Raw genomic sequence first — 22,861 nt, 5'->3', positions numbered from 1 at the left:
GCTCCGCATATGCGAAGCGTCCCTAACAATCTTCATCGTATCCACTGCAAAATCATCTGAACATAGACTTGTTGTTTCTTCGATTCCGTTTCTTCGGCCGTTTGACAAGCACCCATAGACTGAGCAGCGCCAGTAAGATAATACAAATCGAAACGGTCATAATAATTCCTGGATAGGCTTCGTTCCAACCTTCAGGGGATACGTGTTTGCTATAAATCCCGATATACGCCCAAACTAGAACAAACCCGTATGAGGCAATCCAATTTTTCAACAACGTTGCGATTCCGATAACTGTTCCAACTAGGAGAATGATCACCGTCCAAGTCGAATCTGACAGACCGAAACCATCCCAGTCAATCGATACAAAATACGCTGTGATATTCGCGATGGTCGCAACTGTAATCCATCCGAAATACACACTAAACGGCAGCCGAATGAAAAACTTCTCTTTGAATGACAGATCCGATTTCACCGTCATGCCGTTGATAATAATCAGACTGATCAGCATAACGAGCATTAATACAATCGAAATGGCCAGGTGTCCGTAATGCCACGCCAAAATCCAAAGTGCATTCGCGACAGATGTAACTGAGAAATACACCGCAATCTTCTGCATAAGCTGCGTTACAGCCGACCGTTCACCAGACCGGAAGAATCCGAGCTGATAAATGACATGGAATGCCAGCAGCACATAAATGAGTCCCCAAATGGCAAACGTATAGCCCGCCGGTGCAAACAAATTACTGTACGAATCCGATACTTCTCCAGTAGTCTTCCCATTCAACGGCAACGCATTTGCCAGGTAATTCATGACAATCATTACTACGTACGTGACGAGTACAACAACACTCATTTTCCCAAACTTTCTTCGTCGTCCCAATGTAACCACCCCTTTTATAGAAAGACGTCACTTCTTATTCTATTCCTGAAGCTGTTTCATTTAAAACTTCCCTATTGTAATTGTACTTCTTCTGCCCGCTCCGCATACCAATCCGCGAACTCTCCCGCTTCTTTCATCGGCAGGTCCGCAAGCGTTTCATAGCGAACCGGTTTAGCGCGGTTAATAAATCCTATCGTCGCAAGGCCGAACCACTGCTGAAGCTTTGTCCGCTTTACGAATATTTCAATGACTTTGTCGCGCCGCGTGATAAACGTCGTTTTCCCAAAGACCCCTTCACTCAATTGAATGAACCGTCCTCTTAGTGCATAGGAAGTATTCCAAAACCCGAGTATCCGGCTGAGGATGATCAAAAGCAGAAGTGCGATTGACACAATCGCCCAACCTATATCTAATTTGAATACTGCCGGTCTGAAATAAGTAAGCAAAACCGTGATGATCAGCCAGAGCCAATAAGGTTTAATGAGGCGGGCGATTAATGATCTGCGCGGCAATCGGCTGCTGTCTGTAATCACTTCGTAGTCAGGCAGCAATTCTGCAATCATGGCATACGCACGATTCACCGGCAAAAACGGATACAGCGTGCTGACTTCATCCTCATCCTCTCCAAGATTCCCTGCACTAATCAGCTTCACTTCGGCAAGTCCAAGAATTCTTTTCATGACGGATTGAGTAATTTCCACTGCCTGCACACGATTCTTCGCGATGGAAAACGCGGTTTCATCCAAAACCCCTTTAGAAATATAGATACGCTTTTCGTCTGATGCAATTTCATAGTTTCCATATTTCACAAACGTCCAAATGATCCCAACCGTCACAGCGAGGGCAACGAGAACTGCTGTCACTCCTGCAATGAGCCACCCTGATGTCAAAACGGATTCGAGCCAGCCTTCCACATAATCCTCTACGTCGAACAGCTGGTTGATTTTAGAAAAAAGGGACGCACCAATTACTAATATGAGTAAAAAACTAAATGACGTGAACGATGCTTTCACCGTATCGCTCCGAGTTGGAGTGAAGTGGACCAGTCGCTTTGGTTTATTTAGAACCGATTCGGATTCCTGGAGGTTTGTTACACTTTCATCATACATGAATTCTTTTACAAACGACTCCAGCCGATTTGCTTCAGAACGTGTTAATACATCGAATTTCACATTAGAGTTCATGCCCGTCGAGCCCGTTTCAAAGGTAAGGGAAGTCATTTTGAACAGTTTATGAAGAAACGATGTATGCCGCTGTACGTTCTGTATTTTGTCGTAGTAGATTGTTTGTTCAGTTTTCTCAAAAATACCCGATTTCAAATGAAATGAGAGCTCACCCGCTGCGTATTTTCGGGTAAACCACTTCATAATACTCGCAATGAGTGTCAGGGCTACTGCTGCGATCAAAAGAATACGCCCAAGCCAGGCAAACCACGAGTCCGAATTTATGTTGACAACCACGACAAATGCGAGGATGGCATAACTTTTTAAAAATGCGGCGAACTCAAACAGGATAGATAACGGATGATAGCGCTTCATGTTCATCATTCATCCACTTCCTTGATTTTCGCGCAGCGGGCAATTTGATTTCGAACGTCAATCGCTATTTCTTTCGGCAATCCGGGAATGCCATGACTCGACCCCATCGTTTCGATTTCCAGTGTATACAAGCCGAACCGCCTTAATACCGGCCCCTGGCTCGTGGAAACCGCCTGAATTTTCGTCATTGGAATGAGCGCATAGTGTTCATGGAACGCACCCGATTTGATTTGCAGAAATTCATCCGTTACTCCATATCGGAAGTGTTTATGTAAATAGACCGGCCTGAATCCGATGGACCAGATTCCCGATAATACCGCAAGTCCCGCGAGTATGTAAACGACCCACTGCGTCCACGTCCACCATGAGAAGTACAAGCTGGCGGCGTATACTATCCCTAAAATCACAAGCAGAATCCCATGACTTATGATCGATGCCCACCTAAATGCTGACACTGTACGATCTGCTAATCGCTGGGTCGGTGCTTGAATGTCATTCTTCAATATGAATCCCCCTAGTTTATGCCTACTCCTATTACACCAAATTTCGACAAGAGTTTCAAAGGATGCGATGGAGGGAGTTGTGGCTCGGGCTTAATTGTTTCGGCTATGTGGCTGATTGTTGGCGGCGTGTGGCTGATTCTTCCCGCTATGCGGCCGATTTCCGCTTAAATGTGGCCGATTCCATTTGTCAGCGTGGGGGCACTGCACGAAACAAGCGCAGCGCTACCAATTAATCCCTTAACGCCAGTGAGTTGTGTCCCGGGGCTGATTAATTCTCCCATGTGGCCGATTGTTCGTCAGATTTGGCCGATTCTTGGCGGCGTGTGGCTGATTCTTCCCGTTATGCGGCTGATTCCCGCTGAGTTTTGGCCGATTCCATTTGTCAGCGTGCGGACACTGTACGAAACAAGCACAGCGCTACCAATTAATCCCTTAACGCCAGTGAGTTGTGTCTCGAGGCTGATTAATTCTCCCCTGCGGCCGATTGTTCGCTAGATTTGGCCGATTCTTGGCGGCGTGTGGCTGATTCTTCCCGTTATGCGGCCGATTTCCGCTGAGATTTGGCCGATCCCGCCCACCACCACACAAAAAATCCCGCAGCGCATCCATCGCTCGCGGGATTCTAGCATTTATTTGCCTAATACTTCTTTTGCTGCATTTCCCAGCACATGCAACTCATGCATCGGCCGCGTCATCGCGACATACAGCAACTTGCGGTCAATTGGTGAATCCCGAAACGGATCGTCAAATGCCGCCACAATGACAGCGTCAAACTCCAGTCCTTTCGACAAAACACTTGGCACAATCAGCATACGGGAATCGTCGATGTCGCTTTGGTCATCGAGCAGTTGGACAGCCATGCCACCCTCGGATAACACTTTAAAAAGGTGCTTCGCTTCGGCATTCGTTTTGCAAATCATCGCAACAGATCGATGACCTCGTCCCACAATCGTTTCATAGATTTCACTCACTCGGCTTACGTCCAATTCATTCATCTCATAAAATACAGGTTCGATTCCATGCCGGACGACGGGCTCAACCAGAGGCAAATCTTCCTCCATTTGTGCAAGTACTTGATTTGCTAAATTCATGATTTCAATCGTAGTCCGATAGCTTTTCTGCAATGTCGTATACGTAGCGGTCGGCAGCATTTTTTTCACCAGATCCCATGACGTCAGCGCCCGATAACTATGAATTCCTTGCGCCAAATCGCCGACCAGCGTGAACAATTCCGTCTCAAGTCCGTCATGCAGCGCCGCCAGCTGATATTCACTGTAATCCTGTGCTTCATCAATGAAAACAACACGCATTTTCCATTCACTCTCGATGCCTTTCAGCTGTACATGCAAATCGTAAAGCGCAGCTAAATCCTCTGTTTCCCACGTGTTTTTCACATGGACTTCCCGGAACGAAACCTTGAACGCTTCCGACCACTCTGGCGCAAGTTCTGTTTGCAAGCCGGAATCCGTCAACAGACTCCGATACAATTGCTTCACGTTGAACTTTTTAAATCTCTTCATATAGGAAGCAACCTTTTGCTTGCCTTCCTTCTCAATCTTCGGAAGCCGCTCATCGCGCTCGTCCATGATGCGCGTGATCCGAGCCCGGCGTTTTTCATCGTCACGAATGCCGTATAGCGCTTTATCAAGTGCGGCCTCATATTTATCTGATAAAAGCTGATAGAGTTGCTTGCGTTTGCGCGTCACTTCAGATTTCATGATTAGTTTAATTCGCTCCAGCCGCTTTTCAATCGGCAAGTAGCAAAAGTCTTCCAAGAACAGCTTGCGCAATCGCTTCGTACCCATGATTCGATAGTTTTCAATGAATACATCTTCAAAAAGTGCGACTGTCTGCTGCTCCAGTTTTTTCACGTACCTTGCAATGATGGTCCGATACGCTTCAGACCCTTTCATCCTCGCAATGGCAATTGTCGGTTCATCCAATGAATCCGATGACGCTAATCTTTCCAATTTGCTATTCGTATCGGTCAATTTCAGTTTCAAACCTGTCGCATTTAGCACATATTCCTCAAACGTCGTCTGGCAAATACTGCCCACGCCGAGCTCGGGAAGCACGTCCCCGATATAGTCCATGAATAATTTACTGGGTGCGAGAATCATCAATTTTTCAGCGGGGAAATCCGTTCCTTTTGTATAAAGAAAATAAGAAATACGGTGCAATGCAATCGTCGTCTTTCCACTGCCTGCAGCCCCTTGTACGATGATTGGCTTACGCAAACTCGCGCGGATAATATCATTCTGTTCCGACTGGATTGTCGAGATGATTTCCGTCAATCGCACATCCGCTTTTCCAGCCAGCGCTTCCTGCAGCAACTCATCATTCGTGGTGAGGTCAATGTCCCGGACATCGAGCAATTCGCCCTCTTCAATCTGATATTGCCGCTTTGAATGCAGATGACCGCTCACTTCTTCACCGCGGACATCGTAGGTCATGTCGCCTAAACGCCCATCGTAATATACGTTCGCGACAGGCGATCGCCAGTCGACAATGATAGGTTCTTGCGTCTCCTGATGAAACACCGATGTCTTGCCGATATACAGAAATTGGTCTTTTTCATCATTAGGCTGAAAGTGGATGCGCGCAAAATACGGCTTCTTCTGGATAGCTTCAAACGTCTCTTTCTGGGACCTCGCCATTTCGAAAAACCGTGTGTTCGTGAGGATGTTAATGTAGCTCATACTGGAATCCAAATAATCCAAATCCGCCATCGCGTGACGAATTTGTTCTTGAGAGGCGTCGACATCACGCTGCGACTCTTCCAAAAGCCGTCGCATGTAATGCACCGTATAGTCCAGACGCTCAGCCTCAAACTCAAAATCAGGGTGTCTCTGCATGTACAGATCCTCCGCTTTCCTAGAATTTGTCCTGTCGTTTCCGGATATAGAAATGATACTGGGGAAATTTGAAACAGAAGGTGATTGTACCATTCAGAAGTGCGAAGCGCAACAGTAAATGACGGAAAATTCTGTATCCCATGTTGTGGCCGATTCATTCTAGCGAATGGCCGATTGTTCATCAGATTTGGCCGATTCTCTGAGCTATACGGCCGATTGTTTCTGTTATATGGCCGATATTCCTTCCGATTTGACCGATTCCCTTCAACAACTAATGTAATAGACAACCTAATGATTCCTGCGTTCCATATATCTGAATAGTATGATACTATTAATTTATTACTCGAAAGGAAGTGAATGCAATAATAGTAAAGGAAAGAACTTCACCTATCCTCATGGATGGGCTGAACGCCGCCCTTAGAAGAATATCCGCACAACACCCCGCCTTCCCCAAAATCCAAGCACAACTCATGAATATGAATGCTGGATTTGGCGGAGAACAAGAATTGGATCGCGTGTTAAAAAATTACCGATTCCCTGACGAGACATGCATCCTCAATGACTTATCCCTCTCCTCTAGTTCACTATTTCAAATTGACACTCTCCTGCTTACGACTGAATTCGCTTTAATATGTGAAGTGAAAAATATAGCCGGAGACCTTTCCGTACGAGATAATCCGCCACAATTAATTCGTATAGCAGATAACGGCACAGTTAGCGGATTCCTTAGCCCGCTAGCACAAGTTAGCAATACATGTCAGCTTTTTGAAGATTGGCTGCTCCAAAGAGATATTCATCTTCCGGTTTTTGGATGCGTTGTGCTCGCTTATGCGAAACAACGGATTACGCTTCCGCCCACTGAAATCCCAACATTGTTTCCAAGACTTGTTCCGCAACATGTCCGACGCTTGCTGACCGGTACCTCCATTATGACTAAAAATGATCTTTTAAGACTCACGCAATCTTTGCTGAACGCACACAAAGAATATACCCCTAAGTCCATTTGCGCGAAATTCAATATCCAACCTTTTGAAATTAAAGGCGGTGTTGAATGTCCAGGCTGTAATCGTTTAGGGATGCGAAAAGGTCGAAAGGGCTGGTATTGTTCTGTCTGTAAAACCTATTCCATGGATGCTCATAGACAAGCGATTCAAGATTGGTTTTTGCTAATCGATGAACCACTTTCAAACAAATCATTCCGAACATTTCTCGAGATGAAAAGTCCCCGATCTGCGTTACGTCTAATCACAGAGATGGGACTGATTCCTAGCGGGAATAATCGCGGTCGAACATATACTTCTAACTTCGTGAAGCACACGTAATTTGTGTGCTTTTCTTAGTTTTCTCACTGTAGTTTTTATGCTAGCCATTACCAACGCCATGTTGAATTCTTGCATTGGCTGATTCACTTCCACATGTGGCCGATTTCACCTGAGATTCGGCCGATTACCGCTGGCGGCAGGAAGTTGTTACTGAAAACAAGCGAAGCGCTACCAATTAATCCCTTTACCACGCGGAGTTGTGTCCTTTGGCTGATTCACTTCCACATGTGGCCGATTGTTCGTTATATGTGGCCGATTCTTAGCGCCATACGGCCGATTCCACCGGCTATGTGGCTGATTTCACAAGAGATATGGCCGATTACCGCTGTTGGCAGGAAGTCGCTGCTGAAAACAAGCGAAGCGCTACCAATTAATCCCTTAACCAGGCGGAATTGTGTCCTTCGGCTGATTCATTTCCACATGTGGCCGATTCTTAGCGCCATACGGCCGATTCCACCGGCTATGTGGCTGATTTCACAAGAGATATGGTCGATTCTTAGCGCCATACGGCCGATTCCACCTATTATGTGGCCGATATCCCACAGAACTTGGCCGATTCCTGCCCCCCTGCCCTCGCGGAACACAAAAAACCCCCGCCAGCCAATCCAATCAGCCAGCGGGGATTCCCTAAAACCTCTATTACTTCTTCAAATCCTCAATCGAATCGATATCCATATATTCGGGAACCGTCAATCCAATCTTCACGCCTTCCATGCTTGTGCCCACATCTTCGAACTTGCCATCATATTTCTCGGCATATGTTTTGTGAGTCACTGGCAGCCAGCCTGCGAGCAATGCGTCTGCACTGCCATCTGCCACTGCTGTCCACATTGGTCCAGCTTCAACTTGAGACATTTTCACTTTGTAGCCTTGGTCTTCCAACACTTTCGCCATAACGTTCGTGCTGGCAACCGTACTATCCCATGCGACATAAACGAATGTGAACTCGTCGCCATCGACTTTATCCACGCCTTCCGTCCATGAATCTACTTTGTCTTGGTTCTCGTCAATCCAAGATTGTGCGGCATCTGCTGGATCTTCTCCATCAATAATTGCCACCATCACTTCACCCATGTCTTCTTCATCCCACTTGAAGTTTTGAAGAATTTGGTGTGCTTCAGGCTTGTCTTTCGCAAGATCCAAGCTGCCGATTGTGTGAATCTCTTCCGCGCCGCCATACGAGCCTTCTGGATCATCCAAGTATTTCAAATCATATTTCGTGAACATCCAGTGCGGAGACCAGCCTGTGATGATGATCGGCTCCTCTTTGTCAACTGCTTTCTTCAATGCAGCTGTCATCGCAGCACCAGATCCAGTCGTTAGTTCCCACTTATCTAACCCGTAGTCACTGATGGCACGGTCTGTTGCTTCCATGATTCCAGCACCCGGGTCAATTCCTGTGATTTTGTAATCTACCATTTCTCCAGCTGTTTTATCCGAAGAATTACCATCCTTGCTTGCATCGTCATCCCCACATGCTGCAAGCCCTAATGCCAGTAGTGATACTGCGCTGATTCCTGCTAATTTCTTTGTCCAATTCATGATTCTTTTCCCCCTTGTTTAGATCGTCCTGCGTGTTGCGTTATACGGTCCAGAATGATGGCAACGAGTACAATTGCGACACCCGTTTCAACACCTACACCGGTTTTTAGTTGCGTAACAGCTTGATACACTTTCGTTCCAAGTCCTGGTGCACCAACCATTGACGCAATAACAACCATAGATAGTGAAAGCATAATACTCTGGTTCACACCCGCCATAATATTCGGCTTCGCAAGCGGGATCTGCACTTTCAGTAAGCGCTGCCACGTCGTTGAACCAAATGCTTCTGTAGCTTCAATCAAATCTTTCGGAACTTGCTCAATGCCGAGCATCGTCAACCGGATTGTCGGCGGCATCGCAAAGATAATCGATGCGACAAGACCTGGTACGACACCGATGTTGAAGAAGAAGATTGCCGGGATCAAGTACACGAACGCCGGCATCGTTTGCATCAAGTCGAGAATCGGCGTGATAATCCTGCGTGCCATCAACTGCTGCGACATCCAAATCCCAATCGGCACCCCGATAATAATGGCGATTGCGACCGAAGTCAGAACGAGCGCGAGCATTTGAAGCATCGGATACCAATACCCTAGGTAGTCAATGAAGAGAAAGCCGATCAGCGTAAACAACGCGATTTTTTTCGTCGAGAACCACCAAGCGAGCAATGCAAAAATGACTGCCAATAAAATCGACGGCGGGAAGTCCATGATGTCGACAAACGTTTCGACTGTGGCTTCAAGTCCTGTCGCAATTCCATCGAACAACGGTCCAGCTACATCCACCAGCCAGTCAACACCGGTATCAATCCAATCTGCGAACGGTAAGCGCGGTAATAACTCATTCATGTGCCGTCACCTCCGCTTCAAGCTGTTCGTCCTCTGTAATTTCACCATTCTCGTTGATGAACTGATTGTCACCAGCAAGCGCACCAATCATGGCACCGCGGATGATAATCCCTTTCAAACGGTTCTTTTCGTCGACCACTGCAACAGGAATCGTTGCCGTCGAAACGATATCAAAGAGCTCCGTCAGAACACTTTCGCCCGATGTTGTAATGACATCTTTGATCAAAACGTCCTCGATTTTCAAATTCTTTTCTGCTGCAGTCACTGCATCTTGAGCAGTCAGCGCACCCATTAGCCGACCGCCTTTATCTACTACATAAATCGATGAAATTCGCAGACTTTCCATTAGACGAAGCGCAACACGCGGTCCTCTGTCAATCTGAACCGTATCCGCATGCTTCATAATGTGGTTCGCTGTCAGTACTTTTGACAGGTCCACGTCTTCGACGAAACGCTCGACATAGTCATTAGATGGATTCATCAGAATCTCTTCGGGAGTACCGATTTGTACGATTTCCCCATCTTTCATGAGTGCGATTCGATCGCCAATCCGGAGCGCTTCATCCAAGTCATGGGTGATGAAGATGATGGTCTTGCCCATATCTTCATGCAGCTGAAGCAATTCATCCTGCATATCTTTACGAATCAATGGATCGAGTGCACTGAACGCCTCATCCATCAGTAAAATGTCAGGATTGTTTGCAAGCGCTCGAGCCAGCCCGACCCGCTGCTGCATGCCGCCGCTCAGCTGGCCCGGATATTGAGATTCATAGCCCGCCAGTCCGACCAGACGCAGCGATTCAATCGCTTGATTCTTGCGTTCTTCTTTTGCAGTTCCTTGAATCTCAAGTCCATACTCCGTATTTTCCAGAATCGTCCGATGCGGGAACAACGCGAAGTTCTGGAACACCATTCCGATTTTCTTCCGGCGAACATTGCGAAGCTGCTCTTTATTCATCTTCACAATATCTTCTCCGTCCAATAAAATCTGGCCAGATGTTGGATCTATCAACCGGTTCAGCAGGCGCACGAGTGTAGACTTTCCGCTTCCCGACAAGCCCATGATGACAAATATTTCACCATCGAGTACATCGAATGCTGCGTTATTAACACCAACGGTCGCACCTGTTTCTTTCAATATCTCTTTCTTCGTTTTGCCTTCTTTAAGAAGTTGAGCCGCGCGCTTGCTCGATTTCCCGAAGATTTTCGACGCGTTTCTCACTTCAATTTTCTTATTTCTAATTGCCTCTTCCATACGAACCCCCCGATTCACTAATTACGATGTTTCATAGTATAGCTGTAATCTGTTTGTAATACAAATGATTTACTTTATATATCGTACGTACAGTTTTTTCTGTACATAATGATTGATTTTCTTTTTCCGATGTTCTAAGCTATACTGAAGTGTTCAAAGACTGATGAAATTTCTTCATCACAAGGAGGCTCATCCATGATGGATGCGTACGAAAAACTAGAGAAGTCTCGTAAGCGAATTACCGAATCGATTGCACAAAACATCCATCTTTATGGACTTCCGCCTTCTGCAGGAAGACAATTCGGTATGATGTTTTTTGAAAACCGTCCGCTTACTTTAGATGACATGTCCGCAGAACTCGGAATGAGTAAAACGAGCATGAGTACATCGATCCGTTCACTTTCAGAAGCTAAACTCGTTGAACGTGTGTGGGAGCGCGGTGTCCGAAAAGACTTATATGAAGTAAAAGACGACTGGTATCAGATTTTCGTCGATATGTTCACCGTCAAATGGAGAAGAGCTGTTTCACTGCATACAGCTGCAATTCGGAAATCACTTGCTGAACTAAAGGAACTAAAAAAAGCTGACGACATCACTGATGAACTTCTCTCAGTAATTGAGTCAGATATTGAAAAACTGCTTTACATCCGCGAATATTACGACTGGCTCGACCGGCTCATCGATGCATTCGAAGACCAAAAAATATTCGACCTCGTTCCCAGACTGGAAGAGGACTAACAAAAACGACATCTTCTCAAGCGAAGATGTCGTTTTTTGCATAACTGACTGCAAGTGACGCAGTTTCATAGCTTAATTGTGTCCCGTTAGCGAGAAACTTCTCTAGGTGTCGGAGAAATCTTGCAATGTGATGAAGAAACTCTCATATCTGATGAACAATCCACCCCCAATGTCAGACAACTCCACTCAACTGATCGAGAACCTTCCCACATCATAACTATCCAGTACAAACAAAAAGCCCACCCGCAGTATTCAGCGGGTGAGCCATTTTCCAAATCAGTTCCCTTACAACTTAAATTGCCGTACCAATCCATTCAAATTCTCAGCAAGCTGAGCGAGTTGTGATGAACTGCCCTCCACTTCTTCCATTGAGCTGCTTGTCTGTTCTGATGCAGCTGCGGTTTCTTGTACACCAGCTGCAGACTGTTCGGAAATGGCCGCGATTTCTTCCACGGACTCACTCATTTCTTCACTGCCTGCTGCGATTTCTCCGAGATTTTGAGAAATGATGCCGATATCCTCAGTCATCTTGTTCACCGCATTGCTAATTTCACCAAACGTCTCTCGGGTCGTCTTCAGTTGCGCAGTTCCTTTTTCCACTTCTTCATAACCGGACTCCAGTGACCCCGCAACACTGCTGGACTCTTGCTGAATCGTTCCAACAATGCCTGTAATATCCGTCACAGAAACAGCAACTTGTTCCGCCAGTTTACGTACTTCTTCTGCGACCACTGCAAACCCTTTGCCGTGTTCACCCGCACGTGCTGCTTCAATTGCTGCATTCAACGCAAGCAAATTCGTCTGATCCGCAATATCCTTAATCACAACAACAAGTTTTGAAATCTCTTGAGATTGGACATCCAACCCTTTAATCTTCGTTACGGCTTCTTGGACAATTGCGTCAATCCGCTGCATTTGTTCAGTAGACGTCTCCATCAATCGAGATCCGTTCGCCGTCTGATCCAGCACGTTTAGTGACGTTTTCTGAATCGCATCCCCTTTTTGATTGGCATCTTCAACGCGTTCTACAAAACGCTCCATCATCATGGCCAGATCCGTTGCCGTGTTCGCTTCACTTTCAATTCCTGAAGTCAGTTCTTGCATCGTCACTGCAATTTGTTGTGACGCCGCATTTACTTCCGTCGAAGACTGAGTTAACTCTTCACTGTGTGCTGAAACGGATGAAGAAACGTCATTAATATGGCGTAGCATCTCTCGCGTGTGTTCACTCATTTCATTCGTAGCCGCAGCTAATTGCCCTACTTCATCTCTTGAAGTTACAGCAAGCGGTTCGTGACTTAAATCCCCATCAGCAATCAGCTTCATACGTTCCATTACCCGCTTAATCGGCAGCGTAATGACACGTGCCGTAAATAGCGCAGCACCGATGCTGATCACAAGAACCAGCAGCAATACGACAGCAATCCACGTCAGCGTTTCTTTTCCGCTTGAAATGATTTCTTTTCCATGGGTATTCGTAAGTTTTTCCCGTTTATCTGCAATCTCATGATACTTGGCAATCAACTCATTGCCTTCTATAGACAAGTCATCCAGGTTTTTCGCTGCACGTTCTTTGCGGTTGGCATCATACATATCGATTACTTCAGTCGTAAGCTTTTTTCGCCAGTTAATCATTTGATCAACTAATTCACCAAATTCACCCGACGTACCTAACTTTTCAGCTGCGGCCTGGAGCTCTTTACCTGATTCCGTCAGCGTAAAAAACTCTTCTTTATAGGCTTCATCTCCAAATAACACATAAGCACGAACCGCTGACATTCTGCCCGCCATCGTATTAGCAAGCTTTAAGTCAATCGCCATTAACTGCGTATCTGTCTCCACTATCTCTTGGGTCTTTTGATTAACCTGATTGACCGACACTATCGTATACACACCTAACGCGATGACGAGCAGTACAACTACCCCAAACGACGCTAGTAATCTGCTTTTCACACTTTTAAAACCTGATCCTTTTTTCATAACGCTCTCCCTTTTCTGATTCCCACGAATCACTTTTAAATAGTTTAATGGTATAAAATCCTTCGTAATTATACCTCCAAAAAGGACTAAAGTCACTAATTTTAACGTTTTTTTAATATTTTTTATTTTAAAAGGAGCACCCCTATTTATTTCCTTTCAATCTTCATTAATTAATACTAAATACCTTATTTCAATATACTAATGCAGACATAAAACATGACCTTGTAATCTTAATTCACAAACACTATACTAAATACATTGACCTATTAGGAGGCTAACGAATGGTTACATTGCGCCAAAAATTCCAGATAGACGATCCCTTTGCACGCGGGACAGATTTCCACGCGCCCGGATTGTTGCAACCCAAACTCAGTTTTGCCCATTTCCAAGAACTTGACCTGCACCACTTACACCAAATCTATGAACAGTTAAACACTGTTTCTTTCTCATTGGCAGATACGTTAAAGAGACTGCTAAACGACTCGAACGAAAGTTTCTCAAGTGAACAATGCTCATCAGAGATTGAGCAATATGTCCAAAATCTATTTAACAGCGAACGTGACGCAGACTACCTTCACCGTGCTCATGAATTTTACGACCTCTTGTATGCGCACAGCTTTGATAGTGGCCGGGTAATGGCTGTGATGAACGAATTCGGATTTATCGTCCAGACTGCAATCTTGCAGCAAACGAACTTCAAACCATCAAAATCATTCGAAAAGATGAGATCTTTCAATGCCGCAATGACAGTCGAACTGCAACTTGCCTCGGAATATTACGAGCAGCAATCACTCGAACGCATTGTCAGTGAGATTACGGGATTAGTCGATTCAAATGCCAAGATCATGTATATGAAAGACCTGATCTTTAATATCGAACGTCAAAGCGAGGAACTTTTAGCTTCAGGAATCGCTACTGCAGAAATGACCATGTCAATCGCTGAGGTCGCGACAACATCTGCCCGGATTTCAGAAAAAACAACCGATTCCGTCCAATATGCATCCGATAGTAAAAAGACAATCGAACGTGCGATACGCCAAATTCTGCAGACAGAGCAAGGAATTACATTAATTTCAGATACATTTGCCAAACTCCAGAAGCGTGTCACCGATATTGAACAAGTCGTCGAGCTGATTAACAGCATCGCAAACCAAACAAATTTGCTTGCACTCAACGCTTCCATTGAAGCTGCGCGGGCAGGCGAGCATGGAAAAGGGTTCGCTGTCGTTGCACAGGAAGTCCGAAAACTTGCTGAAAATACGGTTGCGGCACTCGACGTGGCATCCGATAATGTCTCATATTTAAAAACGTACGCAAATGATGTATCGACTTCCATTACGGAAACGACTTCATCCATCCATAGTGCTACAAATGAAGCGAACGAATCTCTGACCATGCTCCACTCGATTGTCAATGCAATTGAAGAGATTCATGCAGACATTACGAATACAGCTGCACTTTCTGAACAGCAAGCACTGTCGATTGACCAAATCGCGAGCCGAATGGGACACATCAACAAAAACCAGGAAAACATTCATACTTTCAGCACAAGCACATCCAATGCTGTATATGAGTTAAGCCAAGAACTCAATGCGTTCCGGCTCAATACTGTTGCAGCAACCAATACAGAGTTGTCTTCACGAGCGCTTCTGCAGCTGTCAAAAGCAGATCATATTTTGTGGAAATGGCGTATTTACAACATGCTGCTCGGCTTGGAAACAATCCGTCCTGAAGATGTCGGCTCCAAATTGGGCTGCCGGCTTGGAAAATGGTACACGAATGAGGATGTTGCAAGAACGCTCGGACACCTTCCTGCGTATAAAGAACTCGATCAGCATCATGGAGATGTCCATGAGTTTGCCAAGTCAGCCGCTGTACACTACGGGCAAGGCAATTTACAAGCTGCAGAAAACGATCTCAAGCAAATTGAAAAAGCATCCACAGAAGTATTGCGATTGCTGGATGAACTCATGACTCATTTGAATTAACCTAAAAAGCAGCCTCTCCAGTTTTGGAGAAGCTGCTTTTTTACGTGTAACCATTCATTTTACAATTTGAATTCATTCACCAGTTCGTTCAAGTCTTGTCCTAACACTGCTAGTTGTGCAGAACTGCCTGCTAATTCTTCCATGGAGCTGCTGGTCTGTTGGGATGCAGCGGATGTTTCTTGTACGCCAGCAGCAGATTGCTCGGAAATTGCCGCGATTTCTTCTACTGACTCACTCATTTCTTCACTGCCTGCTGCAATTTCAGAAAGGTTCTCCGAAATAATTCCGATATCCTCTGACATTTTATTCACAGCATTACTGATTTCAGCGAATGTCTCTTGAGTCGTCAATAATTGAGCAGTCCCTTTTTCCACTTCTGTATATCCGGATTCAAGGGATCCTGCTACACTGCTGGACTCCTGCTGAATCGTCCCGACAATGCCAGTGATATCTGTCACAGAAACAGCAACTTGTTCAGCCAGTTTACGCACTTCTTCCGCGACAACCGCGAACCCTTTACCATGCTCACCCGCACGAGCTGCTTCAATCGCCGCGTTCAACGCCAGTAAATTCGTCTGATCTGCAATGTCCTTAATGACAACGACGAGTTTCGAAATCTCTTGCGATTGACTATCCAACCCTTTGATTTTCGTTACCGCTTCTTGGACAATCGCATCGATTCGCTGCATTTGTTCTGTAGATGTTTCCATTAAAGCCGATCCAGTTACCGTCTGTTCCATGACGTTCTCAGAAGCTTTTTGAATCGCTTCTCCTCGTTCATTTGCACTTTCGACGCGTTCCACAAACCGTTCCATCGCCATCGCCAAATCAGTGGCCGTATTGGCTTCACTTTCGATTCCAGATGTCAATTCCTGCATCGTCACTGCGATTTGCGCAGAAGCTTGATTCACTTCAGTCGAGGACTGCGTCAATTCTTCACTATGTGCCGAAACGGAGGATGACACATCATTGATGCGATTCAGCATATTACGTGTGTTGTCACTCATCTCATTCATCGCGACCGCAAGCTGCCCGGCTTCATCTTCAGAAAGAATTTCGAGAGATTCCTGACTTAAATCCCCACCGGCAATCGATTGCATCCGGTTTCTAATTTGCATAATCGGTTTCGTAATGGCTGCTGTCGTCAAAGCAGATGCGGTCCCGCTTACGATCAATGTCAGAATTGACACTGCAAAAACCCATCTCAATGTAATGATTCCACTGTGAATGATTTCATCGCCGCGAGAAGCGGTTTGTTTCTCACGCCGATCCGCAATTTTATGATATTCTGCAATCAATTCCGTACTTTCTTTTGATAAGCTCTCCAAGTTCTTAATCGCTCGTTCTTTGCGATTGGCGTCATACATCCCAATAACATCAGTGGACAGCATCTCGTTCCATTTCGATGTCCTTTCACCGATATCTCCAAGATCTCCTCCAATTTTTTCAACCTCTTCTCGAAGGTTCGCACCATAGTCATCTAACATCTCAAATTCTTCTTTATATTGAGGATCTCCCAACAACAAATACGCTCGAACAGCTAATATACTCCCAGCCATCGTACTCGCCAGCCTTAAATCGGCAGCAACTAGTTTTGTATCCTTTTCAATCAAGGTCTTGGTATTTTCGTTAACCCTCTGTATGGAATTCAACGCAAAAAACCCTAACGCAAGCACTAGGAGCATCACTATACCAAACGACCAGTAAAGTCGCGCTCTAATGCTCTTAAATTTAACTCTTCTTTTCATAATAATGTTACTCTCCTTCTATCTAGTGATGACAGTACAATATACACACATACATAAGTTTCATTACAATGAATAATTATATCCTTACCGAGGTACAAAGTCACTACCATTTTAGTAATATACTATATTTCAGCATAGGACGTTTTGATTAATTTTAGTTTGCTAGGGTCTGGTGGATTTAGCATTGCCAGATGATATTGACCTCACATTCAAGCGCAGCGCTTCCAATTAATCCCTTAACATCGTGGAATTGTGGCCCGTGGCCGATTGATTCTTCTGTATGGCCGATTCTATGCTGGATTTGGCCGATTTCTCTCAATGGTCGGCGGATTCTTCTCGCCAAACGTCCGATTCAGGGCTTCATCTGGCCGATTAAGCCGCGCCAGCTGATATAGCCCGCACATTCAAGCGCAGCGCTGCCAATTAATCCCTTAATCTTTTTGAATTGTGTGCCGTGGCTGATTCATTCTTCCATGTGGCCGGTTATACGCTGGATTTGGCCGATTCCTCTGCGCATATGGTCGATTCACACCGCCAAATGTCCGATTCAGGGCTTCATATGGCCGATTCACCTTCCCCAATTAAAAAGACCCAGCCGCACAAACGCGACTGGGCCTTCCTCACTCTATTAAATAATCCCTTGGAAACCTAAAATCATCTCTGCAATGACCGCCGAACCGAGGAATGTTCCGATCATCACAAGACTTGCGACAATCAACGTCCGCCAGCCAAGCTTGACGAAATCCGACCATGAACGGCCGATTGCAATCCCCGCATACGCTAGAATTGGCGTTGTCAGCGCAAGCAGCTGAACTTGAGTCGTCCATTCTACAACTTTATCAGACCCTGGAAACCACGGCATCGACACGACCACTCCAATGATTGAAATGTAGGCGATGCTCGGAAAATTCAACGGGATGATCTCTTTTAAAATGAAACCTGCCAAGCAAATCCCAATTAAAACTGCCATCCCAGGAAGCGCAGTTAGCGGGAAGACATCATAGCCTACCCAGTTCCCGACAAGACCGCTGACGCCTACAATGACCAATAACAACACCCATTCTTGAATATTCTTCAGCATCAATACCCCTCCTTCTTCCGAGTCATCCACCCATACATTTTTTCGGTGAGCGGCAGTCCAATGAAGATACTGACCCATAGACCGGTCGATAAGGAGAGCAAGTTACTCGCTCCTGAGAACGCAATAATCTGCGTTTCAAGATCCGGAAATGCGGCGATCAATGAACCGCTTGCTGCCGCCATCATACTTCCGCTTCCGACTCCTGAAGCCAGCGCAAACGATAGCGGGCTGAGCGGTGTAATCGTAGCGAGTAATCCTGAGAGCAACCCCAAAAACACAGCACCGAATACCGTGCCGAAAATATACATCGCCATGACACCGCGGCCTTCCGGCGACCCCATTCCGTATTTATCCATAATCAAGCCCACGTTCGGCTCTCGTCCAATCGAGTGGGTCATCCCGATCGCTTCACGCTTCATGCCAAGCCAAATCGCAACTGGCAGCGCAATCAAAATCGTCCCGAGATTTCCAAGCTCCTGAAGCAAAAGTGCCGGTCCCGCCGCAATGACTTCCGGCAGCGACGGTCCGATAATTACGCCGATTTTCGCAAGCAATAACGAAACACCCAGCACAATGATCGGCTCTGCATTCATTGACTGCCGTGCTTTCACAGCTGGCGTAAAGTACAAGATAATTCCTATGATTAATGCATATAACATTGGTAGCAGCAGCACAACCCCAGGGCCGACTTTAATGCTGAACGTTCCGATTAATTCTGTCACGATAACAATCACCAGTACAATTGCGTGTAATCGCCAATCTTTCCATAATCCCATCGCCGTATTTCCATCTTGCATAGTCACTTTTCCCCCTTCGCCTATTCGAAGCCGAATCGTCATCTCTCCGATTCATTATCCGCGTATATTTTCTGATTAAACTGATAGTAATTAAGACACTAAATGGCCTGCTCAATAAAATCTATGATATGCAGTATACTAGATAATTCAGTTAAAAGGAAGAAATATTTTATCCTATTAAAGCGTTAACAGAAAATGTTATTCAAAACGATCGAGTAGGAGGGAGTGATTAACTCCCGACCTCTCACACCACCGTACGTACCGTTCGGTATACGGCGGTTCAATTAAGATTGCTGACGTAAAGTTTCGTAACGAGATATTAGACTTTTGAGCCCTTGGGAACTCCAGTAGGAGTTCCCAAGGGTTCTGTGTAGTATTGGGCTTTTAGAAATTCTCCAGTAACTTTTCCGAGAGTTCCCCCATTCATAAGCTTTCCCTTTCGGGGCACCTAATCCTACGAGTTTCCTCACTTTAGTGCTGGGTTTCTTCCAATCCTTCCACATACACATGCGTAGTCTTCTTCGAATCCACGAATCGAATTTAGTAAACACACTTGGCGTATCTGCCAGAGCGAAATATCCACACCATCCCATCAGATATTGGTTGAGTTTCTTCATCCGATACTCTAACGAGTAAGGTTTCTTCCGAGAAGTAATCTCACGGATTTTATTCTTCATCCGTTTAACACTTTCTTTGGCAATACGAACTTTAGGTTCTTTACCAACGGTGAAGCTGAAACCAAGAAATTTCCTCTTCCAGGGACGGTCAACTGCGGATTTATTTCCATTCACTTTCAACTTCAGTTTCGCTTCAATAAATGAAGTCACAGAGTTCATCACCCGACGCCCTGCTTTCTCTGTTTTCACATAGATATTACAGTCATCGGCATAACGGACGAATAGGTGACCCCTTCTTTCTAATTCTTTGTCTAATTCATCTAAGACTATATTAGAAAGTAGAGGACTAAGTGGACCACCTTGTGGTGTCCCTTCTTCACTATTCGTCACCACGCCATGTATCATGATGCCTGACTTCAGATATTTACGGATTAACTTCAGTAAACGTTTATCTTGAATCCGTTTCGCCAGTGTCCCCATGAGTCGATCATGGTTCACTTTATCGAAGAATTTCTCCAAGTCTATATCGACTACCCAGCGATTTCCTTCTGTTAAGTATCCTTTCGCCTTTCTTACCGCGTCATGGGCGCTTCGTTTTGGACGAAAGCCATAGCTATGGTCTGAAAACGTTGGGTCATATAACGAAGTGAGAATCTGGGCAATCGCTTGTTGAATGAGCCGGTCTATCACAGTAGGGATGCCTAATAATCGCACGCCACCGTCAGGTTTCGGGATTTCGACCCTGCGGACTGGTTGCGGTTCATAAGTTCCCTCTAACAGTTCCATTTTCATGGACTCCCAATGCTTCACGATATGCGTTCGTAGGTTTTGTACGGGCATTTCATCCACACCATGGCTACCTTTATTTCGCTCTACCCTTTTTAGGGCAGAAAGTAGATTTTCCCGTGATAGTATCTGCTCCATCAACATTCGTCACGCCTCTTTCCGTGAACAACGGTTCTTCTTATGCCAGTTCTGCTCTACCATCTTGAAGTCCCCCATGGAATTCACCATATCCTCCTTCAAGTATGCCTTTACGGTTATCTGTGTTCATCGCAGTTTACTGAATGCCAAGATGTTGTTCTCTCTTAATCGTTCAGCCCTTCCCATTCCTCTCGAGTCAGAATGGTACTATGGCTTCTGCTGACTTCTGACTGTTCAGCTATCCATCACTGGATAGGTTATCAAGAGTACTTGACGTATCAGTCAGACCTCCCCAGGTAAGAACGTAATCTTTCCCTCCACCTATCTGCTTCATCTACTCCGTACAACCTTCGGTAGAAAGGGCTTTGTTTTGTTTAGCAAACTCACCCAATTGTACTTAGCCTTATATGAAGTTCGTGTTCCTCAGATCAGAGGTTTGCCGCTCGCTTCCTTCAGATTCCACGTCACCATGGACACCCTTGCGTTAAGCTAACTGTTACTTCTACCTTCACAGTTCGGGACTTGCACCCTATAGATTACGCCCATGCTGGGCACACTAATAAAAGCTTATCTGTCATTCACAGATAAGCTCAAAACATTCAGATGTCGATTAAAGTTTAGCTTCCTTTTCAAAAATCAGCTTTAAATCAGTAGTCCCTCCTGTAGTCGAAGAAAACGGAATGATGGAATGCAGCCGCCATCCTTGAGCAGCATGCTCATTTATCACCTGCTCCTCATCCTCTTTAGGCTCACCCTTCCAACTGCTCTTAATGGTCACGACCTTATATGTGTACATACAACATCCTCCTTTTATGACACTCAGATTTTGAAAGTAATTTAATCAAAATGCTAGAATCCTCATTACGACTCTGGCAATAACGTTATGATATACTGAATTTACTAAAATCTCAAAAGGAGTTGCATTCTGCATGAAAGCATTTGTTAAACGCAGTGCCGCACCAGATGATATTGCGCTTGAGGAAGTGAAGATTCCTTCCATCAATGATGATGAATTACTCGTTCGTGTAAAAGCTGTCGGCGTCGGAATCCATGACTCGTATTTTCTTCCTCAAGAGATCAGCTATCCCTACCCAATCGGAATTGAAGCAGCAGGGGTTGTCGATGAAATCGGGAGCCAGGTGACGCGCTTTCAAAAAGGGGATCGCATCGCATTCGTCAGTATGATGCAGCCTAAAGGCGGCACGTGGGCGGAATACGCAGCGGTCCAGCAAGATTCGCTCATCCTGCCGATTCCCGAAAGTATGGAATTTGCAGAAGCGGCAGCAGTTCCCGTCGCAGGAAATACAGTTATGCGAGCGCTCACTGCACTCCATTTGAATGAAGGCGATTCGGTATTCATCGCCGGTGCTTCCGGGGCGATCGGGACATTCGCAATTCAATTTGCCAAAGCACGAGGCTGGAAAGTGGCGGGATCCGCTTCTCCTAAAAACCACGACTACATGAAATCGCTTGGTGCTGATAAAACTGTGGATTATCGTGATCCGAACTGGGCAGATGAAATCCGCGAATGGATGCCTGGCGGTGTCGACGCAGCGATTGCCATCCAGCCAGGCACAGGAACTGAAAGTATGCACGTCGTTAAAGACAGCGGAACCGTCATTACCATTTCTGGCGACCGCATCGAACCGGAACGCGGCATAACAGCTGCATTCGTTCCCCATAAGGCGGATGTCCGAGATGAAATCGAAGCGCTCATCCAACAGATCGCAGACGGTACATACCAGCTCGTCATCGAACAAACCTATCCATTTGAGCAAGGACTAGAGGCCCTCCAGAAAACTCAAACGCGACACGCTCGCGGGAAATTAGTACTGACGTTAGATTAAAATCCACCCCTATTTCGCAACGCGGAATGGGGGTTTCTCGCGCCCATTTAAGGATGAATTGTGTCCGGTTATCGAGAAACTTCGCTGCGTGTCGGAGAAATCTTCCGATGTGATGGAGAAACTCCCCTACGTGTCGGACATTCTACCCGCAGTGAACGTCAATCCGTCTTAAGTGGCAGACAAATTACTATCACTATCTCCCAGCGTTCTAGCCCTACCTAAAACAAGCGCAGCACTACCAATTAATCTCTTAAAGTCATTGAATTGTGCCCCGTTATCGAGAAACTTCGCTGGGTGTCGGAGAAATCTTCCGATGTGATGGAGAAACTCCCCTACGTGTCGGACATTCTCCCCTCGGTGATGATCAACCCAACTTAAGTGTCGGACAAATTACTATC

At 45.6% G+C, this 22,861-nt stretch carries 18 protein-coding genes; 4 read left to right on the top strand and 14 right to left on the bottom strand.

Translation table 11 applies throughout. The annotated features are described in order from the left end of the window. Positions 1-52: 52 nt before the first annotated feature. From PGH26_RS02380 to helD, 4 genes are all read right to left on the bottom strand, one after another. A complete protein-coding gene (locus tag PGH26_RS02380; RefSeq protein ID WP_323692436.1) occupies positions 53-880 on the bottom strand; it encodes a tryptophan-rich sensory protein in 828 nt (275 codons plus the stop codon). 71 nt (positions 881-951) lie between these two features. Continuing rightward, positions 952-2,427 (bottom strand): PH domain-containing protein, encoded by a 1,476-nt coding sequence (locus PGH26_RS02375; protein ID WP_323692435.1) that lies wholly within the window; start codon positions 2,425-2,427, stop codon positions 952-954. After that, positions 2,424-2,921: a PH domain-containing protein gene (locus PGH26_RS02370; protein ID WP_323692434.1), complete on the bottom strand. Its 498-nt coding sequence runs from the start codon at positions 2,919-2,921 to the stop codon at positions 2,424-2,426. The genes PGH26_RS02375 and PGH26_RS02370 overlap by 4 nt, the downstream gene beginning before the upstream one ends. A 629-nt stretch (positions 2,922-3,550) precedes the next feature. Then, the gene (helD, locus tag PGH26_RS02365; RefSeq protein ID WP_323692433.1) at positions 3,551-5,776 is read right to left on the bottom strand and encodes an RNA polymerase recycling motor HelD; all 2,226 of its coding nucleotides are present in this window, start codon (positions 5,774-5,776) and stop codon (positions 3,551-3,553) included. 395 nt (positions 5,777-6,171) lie between these two features. Here helD and PGH26_RS02360 point away from each other — a divergent pair, with 395 nt between their 5' ends. Next, complete coding sequence (locus tag PGH26_RS02360) at positions 6,172-7,098, top strand: nuclease-related domain-containing protein (RefSeq protein WP_323692432.1); 927 nt, start codon at positions 6,172-6,174, stop codon at positions 7,096-7,098. A gap of 410 nt (positions 7,099-7,508) precedes the next feature. On the opposite strand, the gene PGH26_RS02355 is transcribed toward PGH26_RS02360, so the two are convergent. The 4 genes from PGH26_RS02355 to PGH26_RS02340 are packed head-to-tail and all read right to left on the bottom strand — an operon-like array spanning position 7,509 to position 10,743. Then, on the bottom strand, positions 7,509-7,682 hold the full coding sequence (locus tag PGH26_RS02355) for a hypothetical protein (protein WP_323692431.1): 174 nt from the start codon (positions 7,680-7,682) through the stop codon (positions 7,509-7,511). Positions 7,683-7,737: 55 nt separating this feature from the next. Continuing rightward, complete coding sequence (locus PGH26_RS02350) at positions 7,738-8,640, bottom strand: glycine betaine ABC transporter substrate-binding protein (protein ID WP_323692430.1); 903 nt, start codon at positions 8,638-8,640, stop codon at positions 7,738-7,740. Further along, entirely contained in the window at positions 8,637-9,488 is an 852-nt protein-coding gene (locus PGH26_RS02345; protein ID WP_323692429.1) for an ABC transporter permease, read from the bottom strand. The genes PGH26_RS02350 and PGH26_RS02345 overlap by 4 nt, the downstream gene beginning before the upstream one ends. Next, complete coding sequence (locus tag PGH26_RS02340) at positions 9,481-10,743, bottom strand: quaternary amine ABC transporter ATP-binding protein (protein ID WP_323692428.1); 1,263 nt, start codon at positions 10,741-10,743, stop codon at positions 9,481-9,483. The genes PGH26_RS02345 and PGH26_RS02340 overlap by 8 nt, the downstream gene beginning before the upstream one ends. Before the next feature lie 195 nt (positions 10,744-10,938). Between PGH26_RS02340 and PGH26_RS02335 the strand changes: the two genes are divergently transcribed. Further along, positions 10,939-11,481, top strand: a complete 543-nt coding sequence (locus PGH26_RS02335; protein WP_323692427.1) for a GbsR/MarR family transcriptional regulator — start codon at positions 10,939-10,941, stop codon at positions 11,479-11,481. Positions 11,482-11,766: 285 nt separating this feature from the next. Here the strand turns inward: PGH26_RS02335 and PGH26_RS02330 are convergent, their stop codons facing one another. After that, the gene (locus PGH26_RS02330; protein WP_323692426.1) at positions 11,767-13,461 is read right to left on the bottom strand and encodes a methyl-accepting chemotaxis protein; all 1,695 of its coding nucleotides are present in this window, start codon (positions 13,459-13,461) and stop codon (positions 11,767-11,769) included. A 281-nt stretch (positions 13,462-13,742) separates the two neighbouring features. Here PGH26_RS02330 and PGH26_RS02325 point away from each other — a divergent pair, with 281 nt between their 5' ends. Then, positions 13,743-15,449 carry a methyl-accepting chemotaxis protein gene (locus PGH26_RS02325; RefSeq protein WP_323692425.1) on the top strand — a complete coding sequence of 569 codons (1,707 nt, stop codon included), beginning with the start codon at positions 13,743-13,745 and terminating at the stop codon, positions 15,447-15,449. Between the two features lie 59 nt (positions 15,450-15,508). Here the strand turns inward: PGH26_RS02325 and PGH26_RS02320 are convergent, their stop codons facing one another. From PGH26_RS02320 to PGH26_RS02300, 5 genes are all read right to left on the bottom strand, one after another. Continuing rightward, a complete protein-coding gene (locus PGH26_RS02320; protein ID WP_323692424.1) occupies positions 15,509-17,197 on the bottom strand; it encodes a methyl-accepting chemotaxis protein in 1,689 nt (562 codons plus the stop codon). A gap of 628 nt (positions 17,198-17,825) precedes the next feature. Beyond that, a complete protein-coding gene (locus PGH26_RS02315; RefSeq protein WP_323692423.1) occupies positions 17,826-18,278 on the bottom strand; it encodes a hypothetical protein in 453 nt (150 codons plus the stop codon). Then, positions 18,278-19,075, bottom strand: a complete 798-nt coding sequence (locus tag PGH26_RS02310) for a DUF3100 domain-containing protein (RefSeq protein WP_323692422.1) — start codon at positions 19,073-19,075, stop codon at positions 18,278-18,280. The genes PGH26_RS02315 and PGH26_RS02310 overlap by 1 nt, the downstream gene beginning before the upstream one ends. Before the next feature lie 284 nt (positions 19,076-19,359). Then, positions 19,360-20,622: a group II intron reverse transcriptase/maturase gene (gene ltrA / locus PGH26_RS02305; protein WP_323691043.1), complete on the bottom strand. Its 1,263-nt coding sequence runs from the start codon at positions 20,620-20,622 to the stop codon at positions 19,360-19,362. A gap of 604 nt (positions 20,623-21,226) precedes the next feature. Continuing rightward, the gene (locus PGH26_RS02300; RefSeq protein ID WP_323692421.1) at positions 21,227-21,412 is read right to left on the bottom strand and encodes a DUF4177 domain-containing protein; all 186 of its coding nucleotides are present in this window, start codon (positions 21,410-21,412) and stop codon (positions 21,227-21,229) included. Between the two features lie 133 nt (positions 21,413-21,545). Between PGH26_RS02300 and PGH26_RS02295 the strand changes: the two genes are divergently transcribed. Next, positions 21,546-22,463, top strand: a complete 918-nt coding sequence (locus PGH26_RS02295; protein WP_323692420.1) for an NADP-dependent oxidoreductase — start codon at positions 21,546-21,548, stop codon at positions 22,461-22,463. Positions 22,464-22,861: the final 398 nt, after the last annotated feature.

Source organism: Sporosarcina jeotgali, from assembly GCF_033304595.1.
Lineage (GTDB): Bacteria > Bacillota > Bacilli > Bacillales_A > Planococcaceae > Sporosarcina > Sporosarcina jeotgali.
The sequence above is the reverse complement of the archived record's forward strand: the minus strand, read 5'-3'. Positions and strand labels throughout refer to the sequence as shown.

Coding starts and splice junctions, on each gene's coding strand:
- PGH26_RS02345 (WP_323692429.1), bottom strand. CDS start 9,488: ATGAATGAGTTATTACCGCGCTTACCGTTCGCAGATTGGATTGATACC.
- PGH26_RS02325 (WP_323692425.1), top strand. CDS start 13,743: ATGGTTACATTGCGCCAAAAATTCCAGATAGACGATCCCTTTGCACGC.
- PGH26_RS02310 (WP_323692422.1), bottom strand. CDS start 19,075: ATGCAAGATGGAAATACGGCGATGGGATTATGGAAAGATTGGCGATTA.
- PGH26_RS02330 (WP_323692426.1), bottom strand. CDS start 13,461: ATGAAAAAAGGATCAGGTTTTAAAAGTGTGAAAAGCAGATTACTAGCG.
- PGH26_RS02375 (WP_323692435.1), bottom strand. CDS start 2,427: ATGATGAACATGAAGCGCTATCATCCGTTATCTATCCTGTTTGAGTTC.
- PGH26_RS02320 (WP_323692424.1), bottom strand. CDS start 17,197: ATGAAAAGAAGAGTTAAATTTAAGAGCATTAGAGCGCGACTTTACTGG.
- ltrA (WP_323691043.1), bottom strand. CDS start 20,622: ATGTTGATGGAGCAGATACTATCACGGGAAAATCTACTTTCTGCCCTA.
- PGH26_RS02300 (WP_323692421.1), bottom strand. CDS start 21,412: ATGTACACATATAAGGTCGTGACCATTAAGAGCAGTTGGAAGGGTGAG.
- PGH26_RS02315 (WP_323692423.1), bottom strand. CDS start 18,278: ATGCTGAAGAATATTCAAGAATGGGTGTTGTTATTGGTCATTGTAGGC.
- PGH26_RS02335 (WP_323692427.1), top strand. CDS start 10,939: ATGATGGATGCGTACGAAAAACTAGAGAAGTCTCGTAAGCGAATTACC.
- PGH26_RS02340 (WP_323692428.1), bottom strand. CDS start 10,743: ATGGAAGAGGCAATTAGAAATAAGAAAATTGAAGTGAGAAACGCGTCG.
- helD (WP_323692433.1), bottom strand. CDS start 5,776: ATGCAGAGACACCCTGATTTTGAGTTTGAGGCTGAGCGTCTGGACTAT.
- PGH26_RS02295 (WP_323692420.1), top strand. CDS start 21,546: ATGAAAGCATTTGTTAAACGCAGTGCCGCACCAGATGATATTGCGCTT.
- PGH26_RS02360 (WP_323692432.1), top strand. CDS start 6,172: ATGGATGGGCTGAACGCCGCCCTTAGAAGAATATCCGCACAACACCCC.
- PGH26_RS02350 (WP_323692430.1), bottom strand. CDS start 8,640: ATGAATTGGACAAAGAAATTAGCAGGAATCAGCGCAGTATCACTACTG.